The 20,492-nt window shown below is 43.6% G+C and carries 23 protein-coding genes and 1 pseudogene; 16 read left to right on the top strand and 8 right to left on the bottom strand.

Annotation, left to right across the window (positions count from 1 at the left end):
- The first annotated feature begins 8 nt into the window (after positions 1-8).
- Positions 9-503 carry a deoxycytidylate deaminase gene (locus BN3261_RS08290; RefSeq protein WP_015527165.1) on the top strand — a complete coding sequence of 165 codons (495 nt, stop codon included), beginning with the start codon at positions 9-11 and terminating at the stop codon, positions 501-503.
- An 86-nt stretch (positions 504-589) separates the two neighbouring features.
- Here the strand turns inward: BN3261_RS08290 and BN3261_RS08285 are convergent, their stop codons facing one another.
- On the bottom strand, positions 590-3,274 hold the full coding sequence (locus BN3261_RS08285; RefSeq protein ID WP_059085992.1) for a sensor histidine kinase: 2,685 nt from the start codon (positions 3,272-3,274) through the stop codon (positions 590-592).
- 42 nt (positions 3,275-3,316) lie between these two features.
- A complete protein-coding gene (locus BN3261_RS08280; protein WP_059085991.1) occupies positions 3,317-4,018 on the bottom strand; it encodes a response regulator transcription factor in 702 nt (233 codons plus the stop codon).
- Positions 4,019-4,254: 236 nt separating this feature from the next.
- Here BN3261_RS08280 and BN3261_RS08275 point away from each other — a divergent pair, with 236 nt between their 5' ends.
- Positions 4,255-5,190, top strand: coding sequence for a radical SAM protein (locus tag BN3261_RS08275; protein ID WP_044961497.1), 936 nt, complete (start codon positions 4,255-4,257; stop codon positions 5,188-5,190).
- A gap of 182 nt (positions 5,191-5,372) precedes the next feature.
- Here BN3261_RS08275 and BN3261_RS08270 read toward each other — a convergent pair whose 3' ends face one another.
- Positions 5,373-6,812: a TrkH family potassium uptake protein gene (locus BN3261_RS08270; RefSeq protein ID WP_021651380.1), complete on the bottom strand. Its 1,440-nt coding sequence runs from the start codon at positions 6,810-6,812 to the stop codon at positions 5,373-5,375.
- Between the two features lie 12 nt (positions 6,813-6,824).
- Positions 6,825-8,183, bottom strand: a complete 1,359-nt coding sequence (trkA, locus tag BN3261_RS08265; protein ID WP_015527160.1) for a Trk system potassium transporter TrkA — start codon at positions 8,181-8,183, stop codon at positions 6,825-6,827.
- 244 nt (positions 8,184-8,427) lie between these two features.
- On the opposite strand from trkA, the gene BN3261_RS08260 reads away from it, so the two are divergent.
- The 3 genes and pseudogenes from BN3261_RS08260 to BN3261_RS17245 all read left to right on the top strand — a co-directional run.
- Entirely contained in the window at positions 8,428-8,673 is a 246-nt protein-coding gene (locus tag BN3261_RS08260; protein WP_015527159.1) for a spore coat associated protein CotJA, read from the top strand.
- Entirely contained in the window at positions 8,673-8,951 is a 279-nt protein-coding gene (locus BN3261_RS08255; protein WP_015527158.1) for a spore coat protein CotJB, read from the top strand. The genes BN3261_RS08260 and BN3261_RS08255 overlap by 1 nt, the downstream gene beginning before the upstream one ends.
- A gap of 3 nt (positions 8,952-8,954) precedes the next feature.
- Positions 8,955-9,053: pseudogene (locus tag BN3261_RS17245) on the top strand (manganese catalase family protein); the annotation flags it as partial.
- Positions 9,054-9,072: 19 nt separating this feature from the next.
- On the opposite strand, the gene BN3261_RS08250 reads toward BN3261_RS17245, so the two are convergent.
- The 4 genes from BN3261_RS08250 to BN3261_RS08235 form a co-directional block, all read right to left on the bottom strand.
- Entirely contained in the window at positions 9,073-10,497 is a 1,425-nt protein-coding gene (locus BN3261_RS08250) for a recombinase family protein (protein ID WP_059085990.1), read from the bottom strand.
- Positions 10,498-10,854: 357 nt separating this feature from the next.
- Positions 10,855-12,447: an SIR2 family protein gene (locus tag BN3261_RS08245; protein ID WP_059085989.1), complete on the bottom strand. Its 1,593-nt coding sequence runs from the start codon at positions 12,445-12,447 to the stop codon at positions 10,855-10,857.
- Positions 12,448-12,465: 18 nt separating this feature from the next.
- Entirely contained in the window at positions 12,466-12,894 is a 429-nt protein-coding gene (locus tag BN3261_RS08240) for an ImmA/IrrE family metallo-endopeptidase (protein ID WP_059085988.1), read from the bottom strand.
- Positions 12,895-12,903: 9 nt separating this feature from the next.
- The gene (locus BN3261_RS08235; protein ID WP_059085987.1) at positions 12,904-13,323 is read right to left on the bottom strand and encodes a helix-turn-helix domain-containing protein; all 420 of its coding nucleotides are present in this window, start codon (positions 13,321-13,323) and stop codon (positions 12,904-12,906) included.
- A 210-nt stretch (positions 13,324-13,533) separates the two neighbouring features.
- Here BN3261_RS08235 and BN3261_RS08230 point away from each other — a divergent pair, with 210 nt between their 5' ends.
- From BN3261_RS08230 to BN3261_RS08195, 11 genes are all read left to right on the top strand, one after another.
- The gene (locus tag BN3261_RS08230; protein WP_059085986.1) at positions 13,534-13,737 is read left to right on the top strand and encodes a helix-turn-helix domain-containing protein; all 204 of its coding nucleotides are present in this window, start codon (positions 13,534-13,536) and stop codon (positions 13,735-13,737) included.
- A gap of 2 nt (positions 13,738-13,739) precedes the next feature.
- On the top strand, positions 13,740-13,913 hold the full coding sequence (locus BN3261_RS17695) for a hypothetical protein (protein WP_173746042.1): 174 nt from the start codon (positions 13,740-13,742) through the stop codon (positions 13,911-13,913).
- Between the two features lie 311 nt (positions 13,914-14,224).
- The gene (locus BN3261_RS17690; RefSeq protein ID WP_173746043.1) at positions 14,225-14,362 is read left to right on the top strand and encodes a hypothetical protein; all 138 of its coding nucleotides are present in this window, start codon (positions 14,225-14,227) and stop codon (positions 14,360-14,362) included.
- Positions 14,363-14,373: 11 nt separating this feature from the next.
- On the top strand, positions 14,374-14,553 hold the full coding sequence (locus BN3261_RS08225) for a hypothetical protein (RefSeq protein WP_059085985.1): 180 nt from the start codon (positions 14,374-14,376) through the stop codon (positions 14,551-14,553).
- Complete coding sequence (locus tag BN3261_RS17685) at positions 14,550-14,711, top strand: hypothetical protein (protein ID WP_173746044.1); 162 nt, start codon at positions 14,550-14,552, stop codon at positions 14,709-14,711. The genes BN3261_RS08225 and BN3261_RS17685 overlap by 4 nt, the downstream gene beginning before the upstream one ends.
- A 185-nt stretch (positions 14,712-14,896) precedes the next feature.
- The gene (locus BN3261_RS08220; RefSeq protein ID WP_059085984.1) at positions 14,897-15,655 is read left to right on the top strand and encodes a rolling circle replication-associated protein; all 759 of its coding nucleotides are present in this window, start codon (positions 14,897-14,899) and stop codon (positions 15,653-15,655) included.
- A gap of 1 nt (position 15,656) precedes the next feature.
- Positions 15,657-16,091, top strand: a complete 435-nt coding sequence (locus BN3261_RS08215; RefSeq protein WP_059085983.1) for a hypothetical protein — start codon at positions 15,657-15,659, stop codon at positions 16,089-16,091.
- The gene (locus tag BN3261_RS08210) at positions 16,092-16,586 is read left to right on the top strand and encodes a hypothetical protein (protein ID WP_059085982.1); all 495 of its coding nucleotides are present in this window, start codon (positions 16,092-16,094) and stop codon (positions 16,584-16,586) included. It begins immediately after the preceding gene.
- On the top strand, positions 16,583-18,655 hold the full coding sequence (locus BN3261_RS08205) for a PcfJ domain-containing protein (RefSeq protein ID WP_059085981.1): 2,073 nt from the start codon (positions 16,583-16,585) through the stop codon (positions 18,653-18,655). The genes BN3261_RS08210 and BN3261_RS08205 overlap by 4 nt, the downstream gene beginning before the upstream one ends.
- Positions 18,656-18,665: 10 nt before the next feature.
- Positions 18,666-19,922 (top strand): hypothetical protein, encoded by a 1,257-nt coding sequence (locus BN3261_RS08200; RefSeq protein WP_059085980.1) that lies wholly within the window; start codon positions 18,666-18,668, stop codon positions 19,920-19,922.
- A 74-nt stretch (positions 19,923-19,996) separates the two neighbouring features.
- The gene (locus BN3261_RS08195) at positions 19,997-20,398 is read left to right on the top strand and encodes a hypothetical protein (RefSeq protein WP_059085979.1); all 402 of its coding nucleotides are present in this window, start codon (positions 19,997-19,999) and stop codon (positions 20,396-20,398) included.
- Positions 20,399-20,492: the final 94 nt, after the last annotated feature.

Here is a 20,492-nt window from a genome sequence, read left to right as displayed (position 1 = left end):
GATTCTGTATGGATAAAAAAGGACAGAAACGACAGGGATATCTTTCCTGGGATGAGTATTTTATGGGGGTTGCCATGCTTTCCGGCATGCGTTCCAAGGACCCGCATTCACAGGTTGGTGCCTGTATCGTAAGTGAAGATAACAAGATCCTGTCAATGGGGTACAATGGATTTCCAAAGGGATGCTCCGATGATGAGTTTCCCTGGGGAAGAGAAGGAGATCCGCTGGATACCAAATATCTTTATGTGACACACAGTGAGCTCAATGCCATCCTGAACTACCGAGGAGGAAGTCTGGAAGGTGCCAAGCTTTATGTGTCCCTGTTTCCCTGCAACGAATGTGCCAAGGCTATTATCCAGGCAGGGATCAGGACTATCGTATACGACTGTGATAAATATGCAGATACTCCGTCGGTGATCGCATCCAAAAAAATGCTGGATGCAGCCGGAGTCCGGTATTATAAATATAACCGGACAGACCGTGAGATCACCATTAAAGTGTAAAAGAGAACAAAAATAAGAGAAAAACAGCAGCCTGGCTCCTGATTCATCATATCATCAGGGCTTCCGCTGCTGTTTTTTATGAATGGTTAAGAATATGCTTCGGAATGAGGATCTTCCGGTGCGGATAAGGCTGTGGGAGAGATCTTCTGTGGAAAACTTAAGCAGACTTTGAAAAGGTCACCGTCCAGATAAAGTTTAAAGGTGCCACCTTGAAGCTGGGTAAGGCTCTGTGCGATGGATAATCCAAGTCCGCTGCCTTCTGTATTTCTGGCAACATCGCCGCGGATGAAACGTTCGGTCAGTTCTTCAGCCGGAATGTTCAGAGGCTGTGCGGAAATATTTTTCAGGGTAAAGATGACTTGATCTTTTTCCAGAAGAACTTCTGCATAGACCCTTGTGTTCTCCATGGCATATTTCAGAATATTGCCGAAAAGATTTTCAAGGATACGCCACATCCGTCTGCCATCGGCATAGATCATGGCAGGAGAATCAGGCAGATGTGTCATCAGGGTCAGATGTCTGTTTTCCATCCGTTCTTCGAATTCACCCATCACCTGGTAAAGCATTTCCACAAAGTTCAGTTCCGTCATTTCCAGAGAAAGATTTCCGCTACTGGCTTTGGAAGCCTCCACTACATCTTCGGTCAGACTTTTCAGACGATGTGCCTTTGAGTCCAGGATCTCAAGATATTTCAGTGCTTCCGGATCTTTGAGGTTCAGCCTTTTCAGCAGATCAATGTAATTGATGATGGAAGTCAGCGGCGTTTTCAGATCATGGGAGACATTGGTGATCAATTCGGTTTTCATACGCTCATCTTTGAGGCTTTTTTCCACGGCAGCGTCCAGCCCGTCACCAATGCGGTTGATATACTGTGCCATTGCTTTCTGATCACCACGGAGTTCCTTTTCCGGGATCTTGTAAGTGAGCTCTCCATCGGTGATCCGTTTCAGGCCATCAAGGAGGAGTTCCCGTCCAAGAGCAATTTTGTAGACGCAGAAAAGCGCACCCAGATCCAGAAGGAATAGAAGCAAAAACATCAGGAACCATCCATCAGATGCCGCGAGCAGGGCACTGAAGAAAAATTCAAGAAATAGAAATACGCCAAGTCCCACTATCATGCGGATTCTGCTGATGGTATTCCTAGAGAAAAAATCGATCAGTTTACCGGCTTTGCAAAGACACAGACGGGGAAGCTTCAGACATTTGCGAAGCAGGCTGTTTTTCCACAGGGTGCGAGCTTTGATCCTGCGGATCAGGCTTAAATAGCCGATCCAGAACAGGCACGTGATCAGGAAAATCGTGATACCCAGGATGATCAGGGAGGAGACAAGGTTATAGGTGGAAGCTTGCATGCTCAGTCCTGCAGTCAATACACCAAGTGCCGGGATACACACAAGTCCGGCTGCTACTTCCGTATAGATCCTGTCAAAAAAGTTCAGTTCTGGTTGAGCAGTGTCTGTATTACCGCTAGCGGAATTTCTTTTTCCGGTGTGGACAGTAAGCCAGATAAAATCTATGATAAAGAGCAGAAAACTGATCACGGTGATCACAGCAGCCGGGATAAATAAAGTACGGTAAGTCAGGAAATGCTGTCTGTCAGTTTTAATGGAATCCTGTACAGGAAGGCTGGTATCATCGATCCAGGCAAGAAAACTGCAGTTTTCATCGTATGTGGAGTTTCGAAGGAGATCGATCCAGTTTCCTACAGAAGGGTTTGCAGCAGCGGAAAGGTTCAGATTCATAAGACCATTCCGGGCATTTTTCTCATCTGTGGCAGTTTCGTTGACATTTAGGAACACGTAAGGCTTTTTGTCTGAAAAACCGGAAATATCAGTCAGGTCGGAAGTATAGGCTGCATCTGTATTTGTGAAGATTTTCTGTGAGGTGTTATCCGTATAGGCATAATGGATATTGGAATTATCACTGCTGTATTCATCCAGTGTCTGAGCAGCTTCTGTCCAGCTGGAAAAAAGATCCCGGGCATTATCCAGCTGCTCAAAGGCATCGTTCAGGTTCCCTTTGAAATTCCTGGTTTTGGATGAGGTGGAATTCATGTAATCCAGGAGACTGTCGTAACCTTCCGGTGCACAGGGGATATCAAGGATCGGAGTGAGCATATCTGCCACGTCTGTGTAAACCACGTTTCCGTTTTTGTCTGTAATGTTTTTCAGAGGTTCCTGTGACTGGATGCCGCCGTCTGCATATTCGGCGCTCAGAGCGGAAAGAATCCTCTCAGTCCAGTCTTTCTGGGAAATTCCCTCGTATTTCAGGGCACCGGAGTTGGCATTTAGTTGCAGGGTTCCGTCTTCCAGAGCTTTTTTGAAATCGGAATAGTACATATATTTTTTTTCACCCTCCGGGGTGGTAAGGCCCAGGACGATCCAGTCATCATTGGAATGGATGGTCTGTGAGCTCCATTCCTTAAGATCATTGAAGGAATAGGCTAGTCCGGAGGTGTTTTTGAAGGAGAGGGAATCTCCGTTATAAAGCTCTCCGAGATCAATGTATGCATCTTCGTTTGTTTTATCCAGGATTTCTCTGGCTGAGATTCCGGACAGGATTGTGGAAGCTTTTGAGTAAAAGCTGTCAGCAAAAGCAGAGGTCTGGAAATAATCCTTTGTTTTAAGATCTTCTGCAGAGTCCATCCGGATACCTGCCTGGATCACCAGTGCCGCTGAAAAGACCATGATCAGAGGCAGGATAAGGGCAAGGACAAGAGCAGGAATGCGCATAAATGAACGGTTTTTTTCCGTATGTTTATTTTTATTCATAATACCCCTTTCTGAAGTACAGATACTTCATGGCCGGCTGGTTCACCGGCTCAGTTTTTCGATTTTATAACCCAGGCCCCAGACAACTTTCAGATAGCGGGGATCCCTGGGGTTGATCTCAATCTTTTCGCGAATGTGACGGACGTGGACAGCTACCGTGTTATCCGCGGCCAGAGCATCTTCATTCCAGATGCTCTCGTAGATCTGCGTGGTGGAAAAAACACGTCCGGGATTTTTCATGAGAAGAAGCAGGATATTATATTCGATGGGCGTCATCCGTACCGCTTCTCCATCTACCAGCACCTCTTTTTTGTCGTCGTTTACCGTAAGACCTCCGGTTGTGTAGATATGTTCCGATGCTGTCGGTGCAGCGGAGCCAAGCTGTGTGTACCGGCGCAGCTGGGATTTTACCCTGGCGATCAGCTCCAGAGGATTGAAAGGTTTGGTGATATAGTCATCTGCACCGATGTTAAGGCCCAGGATTTTGTCCGTGTCTTCAGATTTTGCGGACAGGATGATGATGGGCAGAGGATTGCTTTCCCGGATCTTGACCGTTGCCCGGATCCCGTCGAGACGGGGCATCATCACATCGATGATCAGCAGATCTACAGTTTCGCTGTTCAGGATATCCAGCGCTTCCTGTCCGTCATAGGCTTTCAGAATGTGATAGCCTTCCTGCGTAAGATAGATTTCGATAGCTTCCACGATGTCTTTGTCGTCATCGCAAACAAGTATGTTAGCCACTTTTTTGTACCTCCCTGATGTTATTAGAATAGCAGCCGGAAATTAAGACGAAAGGGGTAAATTCTTAAGATTCCATGAAATCCATTGTACTATATTAAGTATATAGTGTAAACAGAGAAAGCCTTGTTGGCAGCAGACGTGATGTGCTAAACTAGTACTAGATAACAGAAAATAACGATATTGGAAGAAAGATCAGGAGAAAAGTGAAAGTGGAGAATGAAAATAAAATCAGCAGTATGGCAGGGAGCGCGCACTGTACGGAAGAAATTATGTCAGCTTGTGCTCTTTGTCCAAGAGAATGCCTGGCAGACCGGAGTGCAGGGAAAAAAGGCTTCTGTGGCATGGATGAGAGAATTTATCTGGCAAGGGCTGCACTTCATATGTGGGAGGAACCCTGTATCTCCGGAACAAAAGGCTCCGGGGCAGTGTTCTTTTCCGGGTGCGGGCTGCGCTGCTGTTTCTGCCAGAATCATGATATTGCCATCGGGAGCAGGGGACGGGCTGTAAGTGTGGAACGGCTTGGAGAGATTTTTCTGGAACTGAAGGAAAAAGGAGCTGCAAACATCAATCTGGTAACAGGTGCACACTATGTACCACAGATCATAGAGGCACTGGATATGGCCCGAAGGAATGGTCTGGATATTCCGGTGGTGTATAATTCCAGCGGGTATGAAAAAACAGAAACCCTGAAGCTTCTGGAAGGATATGTGGACATTTATCTTCCGGATCTGAAATATCTGGATCCGGAGCTTGCACAGAAATTTTCTTATGCGCCGGATTATGTGCAGGCTGCAAAGGCTGCAATTGGAGAGATGGTGCGTCAGACCGGGAAATGTGAGTTTGGAGAGGATGGATACATCCGGAAAGGAACTATTGTCCGTCATCTGATCCTGCCGGGACATACAGGAAATTCCATAAAGGCTCTGAGGTATCTTCATGAAACCTATGGGGAAGATATTTATATCAGTATTATGAATCAGTATACGCCGGTGAGAAAATTTGTGGAATTTAAGGAATTAAACCGGAAAGTTACAAAAAGAGAGTATGAAAAAGTTCTGGATGCTGCTGTGGATATGGGGATTCAGAATGGATTTATACAGGAAGGAGAAACTGCTTCAGAAAGCTTTATTCCGGATTTCGATTATGAGGGAGTGGAAAAAAATACTCCATAAATGGAAGGAGGCCGGTACTTTCGTACCGGCGCGTATGAAAAAGAAAAATATTATAGAAAGTTCATCACCTTCTATGGTTTATAATATACAGTAAAAATGTGAAGAAAGTGTGTCTAACATTTGAAATAAATGTGAAAAGAACAATTTATGCCACAAACATAGCAAAATATGACGAATATTTATCAGAATTTCTTCCAGGTTTCACGAAGGAAAAGGATCAGGATCGGAAATAGCTCCAGTCGGCCGGCCAGCATATCGAAAGAAAGGACCAGCTTGGACAGCGGAGAAAAGATCCCGAAGTTTCCGGTAGGACCGATCAGGGAAAGACCGGGACCCACATTGTTTAAAGTGGTGACTACGGCTGTGAAATTTGTTACAAGATCAAATTCATCAAAACTGATGATAAAGATAGATGTAGCCACGATCATCAGATAAACGATCATATAAATATTGGTGGCACGCATAACTTCGTGAGACACCGCTTTTCCGTCCATTTTGATCTTTTTTACTGCATTGGGATGCAGATAAAGATGCAGTTCCTTGCGGACGGATTTTGCAAGAAGCAGAAGACGGGAAATCTTGATTCCGCCGCCTGTACTGCCGGCACAGGCACCACAGAAGGTAAGCAGTACCAGGATCGTTCTGGATACCGCAGGCCACTGGTTAAAATCCGTAGTGGCATAACCGGTGGTGGTGATAATAGAACCAACCTGGAAAAATGCCTGTTGAAGTGCTTCCCACACATTGTCAAACAGATGTCGGACATTGAATGTGATCATCAGGGCAGAAGCGATGATCACAAAGAAGTAGCAGCGGACCTCTTCAGATTTCAATGCTTGAGAAAACTTCCTGGTGAGAAGAAGAAAATAGACATTGAAGTTTACGCCAAACAGGATCATAAAGATGGTGATGACGATCTGAATATATAAGCTGTAGCTTCCCATACTGTCGGATTTGATTCCGAACCCACCGGTTCCGGCAGTTCCAAATGCTGCACAGAGACTGTCGTAAAGAGGCATCCCCCCAAGAAGCAGGAGGATGATCAGTGCAACAGTGAGTGCAATGTAGATCTTGTACAGGATCTTGGCAGTTGACTGGACTTTTGGAAGAAGCTTTCCTACGGAAGGACCGGGGCTTTCTGCCTTCATAAGGTTCATATGATAGCCACCTGCAAGCGGAAGCAGTGTCAGGATAAATACCAGAACACCCATACCACCGATCCAGTGGGAAAAACATCTCCAGATATTGATGCTGTAAGGCATCTGTGATGGATCGGAGAGAATACTGGAACCGGTTGTAGTGAAACCGGAAACAATCTCAAAAAAAGCATCAATGGGATTCGGGATAGCCCCGCTGAGCACAAACGGCACAGCACCGACAATACTGAGGACGATCCAGCTTAAAGCAGTAGTCACAAGGCCTTCACGGGCGTAAAACGCTTTCTTGGACGGTTTGCGGCTGACCAGTGGAACACCGATGGCCAGACATGCCAGAATCGTGATCAGGAAGGCAATACCGGATTTTTCGCGGTAGATAAGGGCAGTGATGCCGGGAACCAGCATACAGACAGCCTCCACATTCATGATCCATCCCAGGATATAAATAATAATCGAATAATTCATTTGGCAGTACCTCTATTTTTCAAGTATATCTGTGATGTCGCGAAGCCCCTTGTGAGTGGTTACGATGATCACGGTATCTCCCACCTGGATCATATCCTGACCACGGGGAATGCGGATGCGGCCGTTGCGGTTCAGGCATCCCACCAGAAGATTCTTGCGGAGATTCAGCTCTGCAAGAGGGATATAAGTTACGGCAGATTCCTCACGGATCGCAAATTCCAGTGCTTCTGCATTGCCATCCAGAATATGATAAAGGGTTTCTACATTGCTGCCGATGCTGTTCTGAGTGGCACGGACATACTGCAGGATATAATCAGCAGTGATATTTTTCGGGTAGATGACACTTCCGATATCCAGGGAGTCGATGACATCATCAAATTCCAGACGGTTGACCTTGGCAACCAGCTTGGCATCGGAGATGCTTTTGGCAAAGAGAGCAAGAAATACATTCTCCTCATCCAGATTTGTCAGAGTGACAAAGGATTCGGACTCGGAAAGTCCTTCTTCTAGCAGAAGAGAACGGTTCGTTCCGTCACCATTGATGATAGTCGCATCTGGAAGCAGTTCGCTTAAGTGCTCACAGCGGTTTTTGTTCTGCTCGATGATCTTGACACTGATCTTCATACCCAGAAGTGCATGGGCAAGATAATAGGAAATGGTTCCGCCACCTACGATGATACAGTTTTTGACCTGATTGGTCTTGAGACCGATCTTACGGAAAAATGCCGCTGCATTAAGCGGAGAAGCCAGAATGGAAACCATATCTCCGTCGTGTATAATGTGATCACCACCAGGAATGGATACATTGTCACGGCTCTCGATCGCGCAGACCAGAATATCACTTCGGAAAGCATCTGAGATCTGGGAAACGCTCATTCCGTCCAGCTTGAATTCCGGGAGAACTTTAAACTTGAGAAGTTCTACACGACCACGTGCAAAGGTGTCAATCTTGATCGCAGATGGAAAACGGAGAAGCCGTGAAATTTCCTGGGCAGCGGCAAACTCCGGGTTAATGATCATGGTAACACCAAGACGTTCTTTGATGAATCCGATTTCTTTTTCATAAATGGGGTTACGGACGCGGGCGATGGTCTGACAGTGGTTGGCCTTCTGCGCGATCAGACAGCAGAGAAGGTTCAACTCGTCAGAAGCGGTAACTGCGATCAGAATATCTGCAGTATCAACACCTGCCTCCATTAAAGTATTGATGCTGGCACCATTACCGACGATTCCCATAGCGTCGATATTTTCGCAGAGATCATTGATCTTGTCGGCAATAACGTCGACAAGAGTGATATCAATATCCTCTGCCTGAAGCTGCTCTGCAAGATTTCTACCGACTTTTCCGCAGCCTACAATAATTACCTGCATAATTTCCTCCTTCAATAGCCGGTCAGGGCTACAAATCATAAGTAAAAGCGCCCATCCGTGTAAAGATAGGCAAGGATATTATAGCACTGTATATCTGATTTTTAAACAGTAATATTTTCCTGTATATATAGAAAAAAATGGCAGAAAGATAGATATATATGAAGGAAAGTGAACATTCCTGTTTTCACAAGTTTAAAAAACGGTCATAAAATATAGCGTGATCATGAATGAAAGGATTTCGATTATGGACCGATTTCAGATGAATCGTTCGGGCTGCCGGCCATATCAGTATACCTGTGGGATGAATAGCGGGATGGCAGGCCGGACGGATCGATCATTTTCTGATATGGCAAAACAGGTTCCTGCAATGGCGTATGTGCCATACCAGGAATTTGCGCCTACCTTTGAGCTGAAAAAAGCTCTTCAGGTCGGAACTATTTTCCCTGAGCTTTGCAAGCCGTTCTGCGGCAGGAGAGGAGGAAGTCGATGATGTATGGAAATTGTACTTCCAAAAAAGAACTGCTGCAGTTTATTGACCAGGTAAGCTTTGCCATTGACGATCTTCTCCTTTTTCTGGATACGCATCCAAAAGAAAAAAGAGCTCTTGAATATTACAGTGAGCTTTCAGCAAGAAGAAATGAGCTTCTGGAAAAATATGCAAAATTTTATGGACCGCTGACCATTGATACCGGAAACGACAGCAATCTTAAGTCATGGCAGTGGATGGAACAGCCGTTTCCATGGGAACAGGAAGGAGGGTGCAGATAAGGTATGTGGAATTATGAAAAAAGACTCCAGTATCCTGTAAATATCAAGACGCCTAACGCAAAGCTGGCACAGTTTATATCCAGCCAGTATGGCGGGCCGGAGTGCAATAGCAGATAAAAAATCAATGTACAATAATATCAAAATACATCTTGTTATTTTCTTTATTCCAGACGATTTGATCAACAATAGTCCGGATAAGCATGCCTTTTTCTTCATATCCAACATCCGGATCCTTGAGTACGTCATTCACAGATTTAATCTCTTTCAAAACCTCTGATTTATCTGTAAACTTTTCTTTTTTCTTGCGCAGTAGGTTGTGAAGTTCAAACTCTAACTTTGATCGATCATCATTCAGACGTTCTTTATTTTCTTTGTATTCCTGAAGAGAGTCAATTCCACTTTCATAAGCATCATGGATTCGTTTGCTTTTCATATCTATCCGGGATAACTCTTTGTGAATCTGATCAACTGTAACTTCATTATTGACAGAATAATTACTTTTCCGGACATAAGAAAAGTCAGCACCTTCAAGAATCTTGTCAAAATATTCAATAACAGCTTCTTCAGCCTTTTTTACCGGAATAGAAGAAGTGCCTCTGTGATAGCCCTTTGCATATTGCCAGCAGTTGAAATAATGATAGCCATCTTTGCCGCCACCGGTATAGGCAAGAGTGGCGCCACAGATCGAACATTTCAAAAGTCCAGACAGCCAGTGCCTGCATGTGGATACGCTACGGGACTTGGCTGGGCGCATCCTGGCCTGGATCAGCTTTTGACGCTCCTGAAAACGTTCCTTTGAGATTCTGACCTCATGAGAACCTTCAAATTCCATTCCATTCCATGTGACTGTCCCACAGTAAAAAGGATTTCGTAAAATACGGTCAATACTTCTTCGTTCAAAGAGGTTTCCACGCTTAGTGCGATATCCTAGATCATTGCACTTCCTTGCTATAGCGGTTTCATCCATATTTTCGCAATCGTATAAATTCATAGCATAGGACACAATAGCGTAGCTGGCTTCGTCAATCACGAATGGCTTTCCGCCACCGACCGCCTTATAACCAAGGGGAGGGGTGCTCTGATAACCATGGCGCAAAGCTTTCTCTTTCATGCCACGCTTTACCTCACCGGAGAGCCGTATGGAATAATATTCATCCATCCATTCGATGATACGCTCAATAAGAGAACCAAACGGACCGTCTACGAGCGGCTCAGAGATACTGATAACTTCCACATCATCTTTCTTGAGCATACTTTTATATACGATGGATTCTTCCTGGTTTCTAGCAAACCTAGAGAATTTCCATACCAGTATCACATCAAAGGGATGAGAGGATTGTTTTGCCATTGCAATCATTTTTTGAAACTCTGGACGTTTTTGGGCGTGACGGCCGGAAACACTCTCACAGAAAATAAATTCTTCACAGGTTATGAGATCGTTCTTCTTTGCGTATTCCAGCAACAATCTTTTTTGAGCATCCGGAGACAATTCCGCCTGATCTTCTGTGGAAACACGGACATATAAAGCAGCCATTCTTTTTTGCATTTTATCACCTCGGTTAAAATTATGTAAAAAAGGGTACAAAAATAACAGCGCACAAACGTTCTGATTGTGCAGCCGCTCCGAAGATGATACAATATTTTTGCGAAATGAGTAGCATCTTCGGAAGCTACATGCCGGTTCCTGTTGGCGCAGGAGCCGGTTTTTGTCGACGGAAATTTCTTGACAAATCGATATAAAAAGAGTATTATTCAGATTGTCAAGAGAAAAAAAGGATTTATCCTTTTGTTGACAGTTGATTAAGTAGAACACAGAACCTCAAGTGTTCTGAATAATTATTTAGAAAAAGTCAGTAATGTTTTTGGTGTTTACCAGAAAAGGTTTACTGACTTTTTCTGTTGCTTAGAAATAATTTTCCATTAAATCAATATACATAACACATCTTTTGAAATGAGTAGAGGTTTTAATTTCTTCTTTATCAGAGGAATATAAGCGTTTACATATTTCTCGTATCTTTGAAATATTAAAAGAAGTAATATTTTTTAATAATAGTCCGGCTTTTTTATTAAGACCTGTTACATTATCTATTTCAGCTAAAAGATCATTAAAATTATTAATGGTTGGAACGTTCTTTAATGATTTTTGAATTTTTTTAGTAATAATTAAGTCAATAGAATTATGTTTTTCTATATAGGCACCTAAGTGTGAAAGTGGATCTATATGTAAAGTTGTTGCTTTTACATATTTGAATACAGGAAGTAATCTTGTATGAGGAATTGACTTAAATCGATCCGAGCACATGGAGTCAGCATCAAAATGTTTGTTGTCATATAAAATGTCTTCAAATATCAGTGTATCATCAAAAATGCCATATCCAAATTTGTTTAATATACTTTCACGATAACCAATTGCAATTGCTAGAGGTTTATTAGAAAAATTCATATTATTTAAATCATCTAATCCTACAATAGTTGCTTCTACATTATCAGAAGATAAATTGTTATCAACGATGTTTTTAACTATTCGTTTTGTTGCTCTGATTTTGACAGGCGAAATACCGGGTGTAATTTTGTTAAGTGATTCATATACCTTTAAATAATTATCAGTTTGAATTTCCGTAATAGGAATTTCGTTTCCTTGACGAGTGGTAATGGTTCGTTGAATTTGTTGTAAATTTAATTCTCCTTTTTTATAGCTAATGAAAATAAAGTGGTTATGAATACTTTGAAGCTGAATTGGTGATAAACAACCTAAAAAGTCGCTAATTATTCCTTGAATATTTTCGTCAGTAAAAGAATATCCTAAGAATACAATTGGAGATTCAGCGAATAATGTTAACATTTTGGCAATAATAAGTTTGCGAGAATCATTAAAAGTTCTATAATCTTGTTCAGTAATGATAATAGAATTAGCATCAGTTGCAGAACCATGTATTTTATATATTTCAGCGATATTGTAACTATCCGAATTGAAAAGCTGAGTTTGGTTTGTAAATACTGTATAGTCATCGGGAAAAATAAATGTTTCAAGAAATAAATCGTAATTTGTTGTAATGATTGCTGAAATTTTGTTCTTTAGTTGCTTAAAGCGTTCAAGCTCTTGTTCTATTAAATGACCTCTGCGTAAATGCATCTTTTTAAAATATGAAGAAAGAAACATCTTATAAGGTGAAATCCCTCTTTTTACCCATTCGGGGTTTTTGGCGTTACCGATATTTAATTTTATTTTTCGGTCAAAAAACGCGGCATTAAATTCATTTTCTATGATAGATGCTAGTTTAGCATTTATTTCAAAGTCGGATAAATTTTGGCGAAATAGGGCATCTTTATGTTTTTGCAACTGGAAAATATCTGAATTATATTTTTTAAATGATAATTCAAGCAGTTCGTCCCAAGTAGGATAATTAAATAAATATCTTTTGGATATTCCAGACCCTATAAACAAAACAGGAAGTTTCTTACTATCAACAATCTTATCTAATACGTTCTTTTCCATAATATTCTCCAATAAATACTAATTTTCAATGCGAAGTTGGATTAATTTTTGTTCATATCCAGTCATTCTGGAAATTTGATCAATAGTAAAGTCTCTGTATTCATCTAAGAATGAATCCGGCAACAGTAGCTCCATAGCAAACTTATTCGCTTCGATTTCCTTCTTTGAATTTAATAAAAGCGTTTTATTTCTAATAAAGTAACAGTTCTCTTTCCGGTGCAGGAGAGCATGACCAAGCTCATGAGCCATGACCAGACGTTGTTCGTGTTCCGGAAGATTTCTATTAATGAATATGTAGCGGTGATTTTTCAGGAACATGTAGCATCCTTCGAATTGCAGGTTACAGATCTGGTAGAGAATACCAAGCTGATCGGCAATGGCGAAAGGGTCTGATGTTCCTGTTTTTCTTTTATAGTACGAAACGATCTTCTTGATGTCACGATTCAAGCATCTCACCTACTTCTTATATTTCTTTGGCGTGTATTTTTCTTTGTTGATGATCTTCAATCGCTTCAGGGCAATCTCTAACTCATCCCGGAACAGCTCTGCGGCATCTGGGCTGAGCTCTTCACCGTTGTAACTGGCAGGGCCATCTTCACCGGCAGTGAGTTTCTCCATGATGTTGTCCAGGTCTTTGGCGATGTCACGGTTGTCTTTTGAAGTAAGAACGGATTCAGAACTGCTTTCTTTTCCGTTCAGTAGAAATTCAGATGTTACGTCAAGGAAGTCTGCAATCTTTTGAATTTTGTCAGCACTGGGAGTTATATTTTTGAATTTACTTATATAACTTCTTGCAAATCCAAGTTCTTTTTCCAGTCTGTTTATAGAATATCCCTTTGCTTTGGCGGCTTCCTTTACGTTTTCGTAAAGTCCCATAGTAAGTTCCTCCAAATTTTGCGCAATTTACTATTGACATACGCCATATCTTGTGTATAATAAAATTACAAGTTGCGCAAGATATTGCGAAAGTCAAAGATAAAAAATAGCGTTCTATATTATATTGGTCACGCTTTTAATATAGAATATTTTGCGCAATTTGTCAATGAAAAACGCAATATTTTGCGAAAAAAACAAAGGAGGTGCAAAATGCCAATTTATACAAATATAAAGAAAACCTGTAAACAAAAAGGTATTTCGGTAACAAAGCTGGAAGCCGATTTAGGATTTGCGAGAAGTACTATTTATAAATGGGATACACATCAGCCTGGAATAGGGAAACTCAAGAAAGTTTCTGACTACTTAGGAGTAACCATGGAATATCTTTTGTCAGATCAGAAGGAGGCGAGTTGAAAATGCTGATTAATATAAGAGGAAAAACAGAAGTGCTACAGGATCTGGAAAAAGCAAAAAAGCTGATTGATGAAGCTGGAAAGATTCTGTACCACATGCCAACAAAAATTGAATTTGAGGTAGGCGGTACAGAAAAAGAATCAGATGCTATTCGGCCTGATTTAGATAATCAATAATTTCAGAGAACATATAGTGACAATTCCTGGAAAGAGTGTCAAAAAGACTCTGATATTCAGGTGGAATAGAAGGATTATTGATCATTTTTTGAAACTCTGCGGAATAATGGTCAAGATGTTCGCGAAGATCATTGGTTGTGATTTTTTCCATAGAAATCGCTCCTTTCATTTTACTCAGGCATGGCAGTGTCCTGTATATACAGAATAGGAGCGCACCGTCGAAACTGCAAGAAAAAGCGTTCGACAAAGTAGTGAAAATTTTATAAACACAAAAATCAATACATTCATAAGATATAACAGAGGTGATAAACATGAAAGATATTGAATTTATCACAAGAATCCAGGTAAACGGAGAAAAAAGAGAGCTCACAAAAGAAGAAGCGTCGGAGTTGATCCTCCGGCGTGTAAAAGAAGCCCTGGAAGGAATGAACTACGAAAAGACAGCATAAAGGAGGAACACATGACAGCACAGCAGGTAAGCAGATACATAGAGCTGGTAAACAGACGGACACAGATCCTGAACCACAGTGGAGTGGACTGGAAACCGGAATACGGCCTGGAATTGAACCAGATCGAGAAGGAACTTGCAGAGCTCAGCCCTCTGGTGGATGAAGAACATAAGAAAAGAGGCAAGAAATGAAACGAGATGCGATCATATCCCTGTGTATAGCCCTCCCGGTGGCAAATCTGCCGTTCTGGCAGTGGAGAAGCCCGGCAGAGATGCTCCTGATGGTAGGATTGTTCTGGCAGGTGGCGTTTGTGGCCGTGGTCGGGACGGGGTATAAGAAACGAAGATAAAAAATGCCAGCACATAGCAGTGTGCTGGCAAAGGGAAAAATCCCAGATGTAAACGTTCAACATCATCATAGCATCTGGGAGGAGAACAGTCAAGCGGCACGGGTGAAAAGCCCGTATTTATTTTTGGGGTATGAATCCCCTTACAGGCTTGATTAAACGTATTAGAGATAGGACAAGGATTGCTTATGAAGTGTGGATATATAAGATGGATCTGGGACTGTGGGAACACCAGGGAAGTTGAAGAAAAGCATACGGGCAGATATGGAGCCAGGGGACAGAAAAGACAGAAGAGGAGAAAAGCCACTCCGGAAGAGATTGCTAAACAGAACCAATGGAAAAGGGAACGGGATGTCCGCCGTCTGATTAAATGGAATTTCGGAATAGGAGATTACTGGTTCACGCTGACGTACAAGAAAGGCTCACGGCCGCCCTGGAAACAGATGCAGAAAGATATGTCAAAATTCATTCGAAAGCTCCGGGACAAGTATAAAAAATATGGATGGGAGTTGAAGTACATATACCGCTTGGAGATTGGAAAGCAGGGCGGACCCCACGTACATATCCTGGTCAACCGGAAATCAAACAATGAGACAGATACAGGGCTTCTAGTGGAAATGTTATGGAACCATGGCCATGCACAGACGAAGAGAGTATATGACGTAGATTCCGGAGAACTGGCAGAATACATAACCAAGCCGTTAAAAGAACATGAGCCAGAGGACCTGAAACGGTACCACCCATCCAGAAACCTGATCCGCAAGGATCCGGAGAAAGAAGAGATAAAGAAACGGAGCCTGGTGGACAGGCAGGGGATACCGAGAGATCCGAAACCACCAAAGGGATGGGCGATTGTTCCTGGTTCAGTAAAACATGGGAAAAACAAGGTGACAGGCTACGCATACCGGCATTACATACTGGTCAGAACAGGGAATAGAAGGGATTGACATGTGGAAAGTAGACATATATCTGGAGGCAGACAGCAAGGCCCAGAAGAATACAGAGAGAAAATGTGCATATATCCTGGAAACGATTTGCGCCGGCGCAATTAAAACAGCAGAAGGGTTCCAATGTATTTCTGGAACATACCATAGTGCAACCCTTCAAAATCTGGTGGCAGCATTATCGCGGATCAGAAAGACAAGCAATGTCTGCGTCCATACAGAAGATGTTTATGTGGTCTCCCGTATCCGGAAACTTCCGGAAATGGCAGCAGCCAATTGGGAAGATGCCAGAGGCACCAGGATTGGGAACGCAGAACTCTGGAAAAGGATCTGGGAGCTGATAGAAGAGCATCGCTTAACATTAACAGCAAAAGCCGGGAAGCATAGTTACTCAAACTGGCTTCAGGAAGCTATGAAAAAACGAAAGGAGAAGATGTAAATGTTCGAAAGATTTGGAGAGATGAGCAGCTGCAGGGAGATCAACGAGCTTGCAGAGAACCTGCTGAATGAAGGAGATATCCAGAACCTGAAAGTGATGGCGCAGGAGAACGGCATCCCGGAAGACTATGTTGAGATGTATCAGTCCGGCGATATCCCGTATCTTTGCGATGCTGTGACGGCCGCCATGGGGAAATTGGATGTGGAATGCGGATCCCTGAAACTGGCCGGTCTGATGAATGACTGGGTGGAGTATATCCGTGGGCTCTGCATGGAGGATGAGATGGTCGCACACCAGGTCCGCAAGAAAGGAAAGAGCCTGAAGCAGTGCATCGCAGAGATCTTGAAGCATGCCTTTAAGAACCAGGTACCTGTGGACAAGGAGATCATAAAGGCTGCAGGAGTCAACGCCGGAAAAGTGACCTTCGGAGATCCGGACATGGGTACCGCAAAAAAACTGATCCGTGATTACTATCTGGGAGGCAGCAGGAAATGAAGAAAAAGGAGATAGAAAAGATCCCTTTCCGGGGTGGCGTCAGGGCAGACAAACAGTATCGTAACACAGCAGTTGTATTTTTGCAGGATATCCGTGGAGAGAGCCATCTGTTTGTTGAAGTTTACGAAAACAAAAAACGGGAGCTGCAGACCCCGTGGATCCGGATGGTGTTTACCCAGAAGGACTGGGGCTTGTATTATCCGGATGCAGGGGTCTGGTCGGCAGCAGGTCTGGATGAAGAAAGGGAAAAGATCGGCAGTAACTGCAAAAAAAGAGACAACAAGTGTTATATGGCTAGGTCCCAGGGAGATATGGTGTGGAAGTTTACTGGAGATACGTGGGAACGGAAATACACCACCTGGGTAGGTGCCCTGCAGAGCCTGATCTATAACATCAAAGCGCAAAGAGTCCAGAAAAGGGAAGACAAACGTGCGGACAGGCTTAAAGAACGGGAACAGAACACCCCGCCGCTTCCGAAAGGACTGGAAGACTGGGCGAAAAAAACAGGTATCGGAACAGAACACTTCCTGTACTACAAGCGTCATGGAAGATATGCGGATATAACCTGCTCTGCATGCGGACAGGTGACGGAGGCAGCGGTCAGAAGAAAAGACACCTACGAGGGACAGTTTGAAAAGATAATCCCGGTCCCGCAACATGATTCGGTGGGAACGTGCCCTCATTGTGGTGCTGCAGGGGTGTATAAAGCCCAGGGAAAGGCCAAAGGAGTATGGGGGCATGGGATGAACTGCTTTATTGCACAGAGATATAAGGACGACGGAGCAGTGATCAGATACGTGGAGATAGAAAAAATATACAGACTGGATACTTTCCTGGATGAAAAAGAGATCATGATAGGCGCAGGCGAAAAGATGATCATAACTGAGATCGCAAGGACTTACCTGGAAAAAGGAAAAAGGCCACAGACAGATTATCATAAATTTAGTTCTTACTCCGGAGAATTCTGGGATGACTGCAATTTGTGCGGAATGAACAACATTTCGATCAAAGCAGCAAAGATATATCCGGAAAGCTACAAAGAACTCCGGACCACATTCCTGAGATATTCGGCAGCAGAGATGTATGGAAAACATAAGACCATGTACAACTTGAAAGAATACCTCGAAAGATATATCCAATGGCCGCAGATAGAGATGTTTGCGAAAATGGGATTACATCATATAGCGGAATCCATAGTAGAGGGCTACTGCGGGATCATAGCAGACAAGGATGCCATAAAGCCGGAATGTTTTCTTGGAATCTATAAAAGAAGGCTCAGGGACCTGAAGACCTTGCAGGGAAACCCTGACTATCTGAAAGTGTGGCAGATGGAGAAACGGATGGGACTCCACGTGACAGTACAGGAAAGCATATTCCTTGCGGAAAGCCAGGTACGGCAGAACGATCTGGAAGAAATATTGAAATATACCACAGTAGCAAAGTTCATGCACAGGATAGAGCAGTATTCCGGATGCGGGATCCCGGATACTATGCAGGAACCCATGTGTGGAAGGGCAGCAGGTGCTGTAAGCGGCGTAACCCGCACTTATGTGGATTATCTGCATATGCGGATACAGAGGGGGTATGACCTGCATAACCAGATTTTCCTTTTTCCGAGAGACCTGAGGCTTGCCCATGACCAGATGGTCATTGAGACAAATGCGGAAGAGATCCGCAAGAGAGAACAGGCAGTTAGCGAAAAATATCCGGACATCCGAAAGAACTACAGGGGTCTGAGGAATCAATATATTTACGAAGACGAGGATTATCTGATACGGCCGGCAAGATCAGCAGAAGAGATCGTTGCAGAAGGAAGGATCCTCCATCATTGCGTCGGCGGGGACAGCTATCTGAATAAGCATAACACCGGCCGGAGCACGATCCTTTTCCTGCGTTCAAAGTTAGCGCCGGAAACACCGTATATCACAATAGAGATCTGCGGGACAAAGATCCTACAGTGGTATGGGATCCGGGATACAAAGCCAGATGAAATCAGGATAGAAAGGCATCTGAGAAGATACATAAAAGCATTAAAGGAAAAAGATCAGATAAAGTCAGTGACCGCATAAGGAGGAAAGCATGGAATATGTACAGCTGAGCATGGATGAATACATCCAGAGTAAAAATGACATCAAAAATAATCTTGGGGGTATCGTAAAGAGTTTTGTCCGGATCGGATGGCAGCTGACGAGGATCGACCGGTCAGGTGCTTATAAAAATGACGGATACAGCAGCATAGCCGAATTTGCGGCCGCAGAATATGGAATGACCAGGACCGGTGTAAGCCGTTTTATGAACGTATATGAAACATATTCTACAGATGGGGATACACCGGAATTGAAAGAACAGTACCGGGAATTTAAGTTCTCGCAGCTGACCGAACTCCTGCAGGTCCAGGAAGCAGACCGGCAGATGTTCACGCCGGAAGTGAAAAGGGAGGATATCAGAGAATTCCAGAGGTTTGAAAAAGAAAATGAAGCAGATCCGGCCCGGCTGCTTGACTGGAAGGATGCAAAAAGCCCGGAAGAAAAGCTGAAAGCAACGATACAGGAGTTTTGCAGGGAGAATAAAGATATCCTCAACGCAGTGTACAGCTCAATTATGGAACCAAAAGACCTGGCAGAGATGATCAGCCCGTCCGGCAGCAGGAGTTACCGGAAAGGCACTGTGTATCTGATGTTTTACGAGGAAACAAAAGGGATCATGGTCAAGGTGTTCGGAGAGACGCCGGTGGATATCACATATCGATATTTCCTCGATGTTGTGCATAGCCTGTTCGATGAGTACGATGCAGGGGCCCATACCTGGGAGAAATGCTTCGGGGTACTGCCGGACGAGGGAACAACAGCCCAGAAGCAGGAAGAACCTGTGGAACCGAAAATGCCAGAGCATAGCGGTAAAAACATCGGGAATGTACATGGGGATATTTCGGCGGAGAAGGTGATGGAAAAACCAGAGATTGCGCCGGCGCAACAGGAAGAACAGATTCCTGGACAGGACAGTATCGATCAGCATCCGGAATATATGCCGGAACCGGTGCAAGAACCAGATATCCCGAAGAAACCAGAAGATTCTGTACCGGGGATCCATAAAGAAGAACAGAAGTCCGACCCAGTACCGGAAAACAATGAAACTATTCCGGAAGCTATTCCGGAAAAAGCAATAACCCGGAAAGAATATCTTGAAACGCTCACATTATACGGCTGGGCGGATTACGTGGCAGCAGCAATGCGGACCTTTGGAAGCATACCATTCTCCAGGTTACGAGAGATCAGCTTCTGGGAAGAATGGCTGCGTGGAAAAGTGGACAAAAAAGGACGTCCATGGATTGAGTAAAGGGTGTTTTTGAAAATCCAAATATATCACAACTACATAAGGGGAGGCCCTGACCTCCCCGGGAAGGGGCAGAAATGTTATTTCCAAAACAAAAAAGTAAGAAAAAGAGAATGCGCCATCCAGCCAGCATCCTGCATGACAAGAGCAGCCGGACCTGCTATCTCTGTGTTGCGCTTCACGATAACTGGAATGAACACAGGATCCTTGATGAGCATCATGTGTTCGGAGGACCAAACCGGAAGAACTCCGAGGAATATGGTCTGAAAGTATACCTGTGCAATGATCATCACATCTACGGCCCGGAGGCTGTACACAACAACGCCCGGATCCGGCATGAGATGCAGCGCATGGCACAGAGAGAATTTGAAAAGAGATATGATCACGCAAAATTTATGGAAGTGTTCGGACGAAACTTTTTAGGTCCGTCAGGAGAGAATGATGAAGAAATGGTCAGAACTGACAGAAAGAGAGATTAATCATAACAAAAAGAAACATTGCGAGAAATGCCTGTATTTTTCCAGAGGCGGAGACACAAACACGACTGGTTCCAGGTTCTGCGAATATCTTTTG

The sequence above is a fragment of the Blautia massiliensis (ex Durand et al. 2017) genome (genome assembly GCF_001487165.1).
In the GTDB taxonomy this organism is placed as follows: Bacteria; Bacillota; Clostridia; order Lachnospirales; family Lachnospiraceae; genus Blautia_A; species Blautia_A fusiformis.
The sequence above is the reverse complement of the archived record's forward strand: the minus strand, read 5'-3'. Positions and strand labels throughout refer to the sequence as shown.

What these genes read in the sequence shown, in the direction of transcription:
- BN3261_RS08195 (WP_059085979.1), top strand. Translation starts at nt 19,997, where the DNA reads ATGTTATTTCCAAAACAAAAAAGTAAGAAAAAGAGAATGCGCCATCCA.
- BN3261_RS08220 (WP_059085984.1), top strand. Translation starts at nt 14,897, where the DNA reads ATGAAGTGTGGATATATAAGATGGATCTGGGACTGTGGGAACACCAGG.
- BN3261_RS08225 (WP_059085985.1), top strand. Translation starts at nt 14,374, where the DNA reads ATGACAGCACAGCAGGTAAGCAGATACATAGAGCTGGTAAACAGACGG.
- BN3261_RS08215 (WP_059085983.1), top strand. Translation starts at nt 15,657, where the DNA reads ATGTGGAAAGTAGACATATATCTGGAGGCAGACAGCAAGGCCCAGAAG.
- BN3261_RS08245 (WP_059085989.1), bottom strand. Translation starts at nt 12,447, where the DNA reads ATGGAAAAGAACGTATTAGATAAGATTGTTGATAGTAAGAAACTTCCT.
- BN3261_RS08260 (WP_015527159.1), top strand. Translation starts at nt 8,428, where the DNA reads ATGGACCGATTTCAGATGAATCGTTCGGGCTGCCGGCCATATCAGTAT.
- BN3261_RS08270 (WP_021651380.1), bottom strand. Translation starts at nt 6,812, where the DNA reads ATGAATTATTCGATTATTATTTATATCCTGGGATGGATCATGAATGTG.
- BN3261_RS08285 (WP_059085992.1), bottom strand. Translation starts at nt 3,274, where the DNA reads ATGAATAAAAATAAACATACGGAAAAAAACCGTTCATTTATGCGCATT.
- BN3261_RS17695 (WP_173746042.1), top strand. Translation starts at nt 13,740, where the DNA reads ATGCTGATTAATATAAGAGGAAAAACAGAAGTGCTACAGGATCTGGAA.
- BN3261_RS08275 (WP_044961497.1), top strand. Translation starts at nt 4,255, where the DNA reads ATGGCAGGGAGCGCGCACTGTACGGAAGAAATTATGTCAGCTTGTGCT.
- BN3261_RS08290 (WP_015527165.1), top strand. Translation starts at nt 9, where the DNA reads ATGGATAAAAAAGGACAGAAACGACAGGGATATCTTTCCTGGGATGAG.
- BN3261_RS08200 (WP_059085980.1), top strand. Translation starts at nt 18,666, where the DNA reads ATGGAATATGTACAGCTGAGCATGGATGAATACATCCAGAGTAAAAAT.
- BN3261_RS08230 (WP_059085986.1), top strand. Translation starts at nt 13,534, where the DNA reads ATGCCAATTTATACAAATATAAAGAAAACCTGTAAACAAAAAGGTATT.
- BN3261_RS08210 (WP_059085982.1), top strand. Translation starts at nt 16,092, where the DNA reads ATGTTCGAAAGATTTGGAGAGATGAGCAGCTGCAGGGAGATCAACGAG.
- trkA (WP_015527160.1), bottom strand. Translation starts at nt 8,183, where the DNA reads ATGCAGGTAATTATTGTAGGCTGCGGAAAAGTCGGTAGAAATCTTGCA.
- BN3261_RS08235 (WP_059085987.1), bottom strand. Translation starts at nt 13,323, where the DNA reads ATGGGACTTTACGAAAACGTAAAGGAAGCCGCCAAAGCAAAGGGATAT.
- BN3261_RS08205 (WP_059085981.1), top strand. Translation starts at nt 16,583, where the DNA reads ATGAAGAAAAAGGAGATAGAAAAGATCCCTTTCCGGGGTGGCGTCAGG.
- BN3261_RS08255 (WP_015527158.1), top strand. Translation starts at nt 8,673, where the DNA reads ATGTATGGAAATTGTACTTCCAAAAAAGAACTGCTGCAGTTTATTGAC.
- BN3261_RS17685 (WP_173746044.1), top strand. Translation starts at nt 14,550, where the DNA reads ATGAAACGAGATGCGATCATATCCCTGTGTATAGCCCTCCCGGTGGCA.
- BN3261_RS08250 (WP_059085990.1), bottom strand. Translation starts at nt 10,497, where the DNA reads ATGCAAAAAAGAATGGCTGCTTTATATGTCCGTGTTTCCACAGAAGAT.
- BN3261_RS17690 (WP_173746043.1), top strand. Translation starts at nt 14,225, where the DNA reads ATGAAAGATATTGAATTTATCACAAGAATCCAGGTAAACGGAGAAAAA.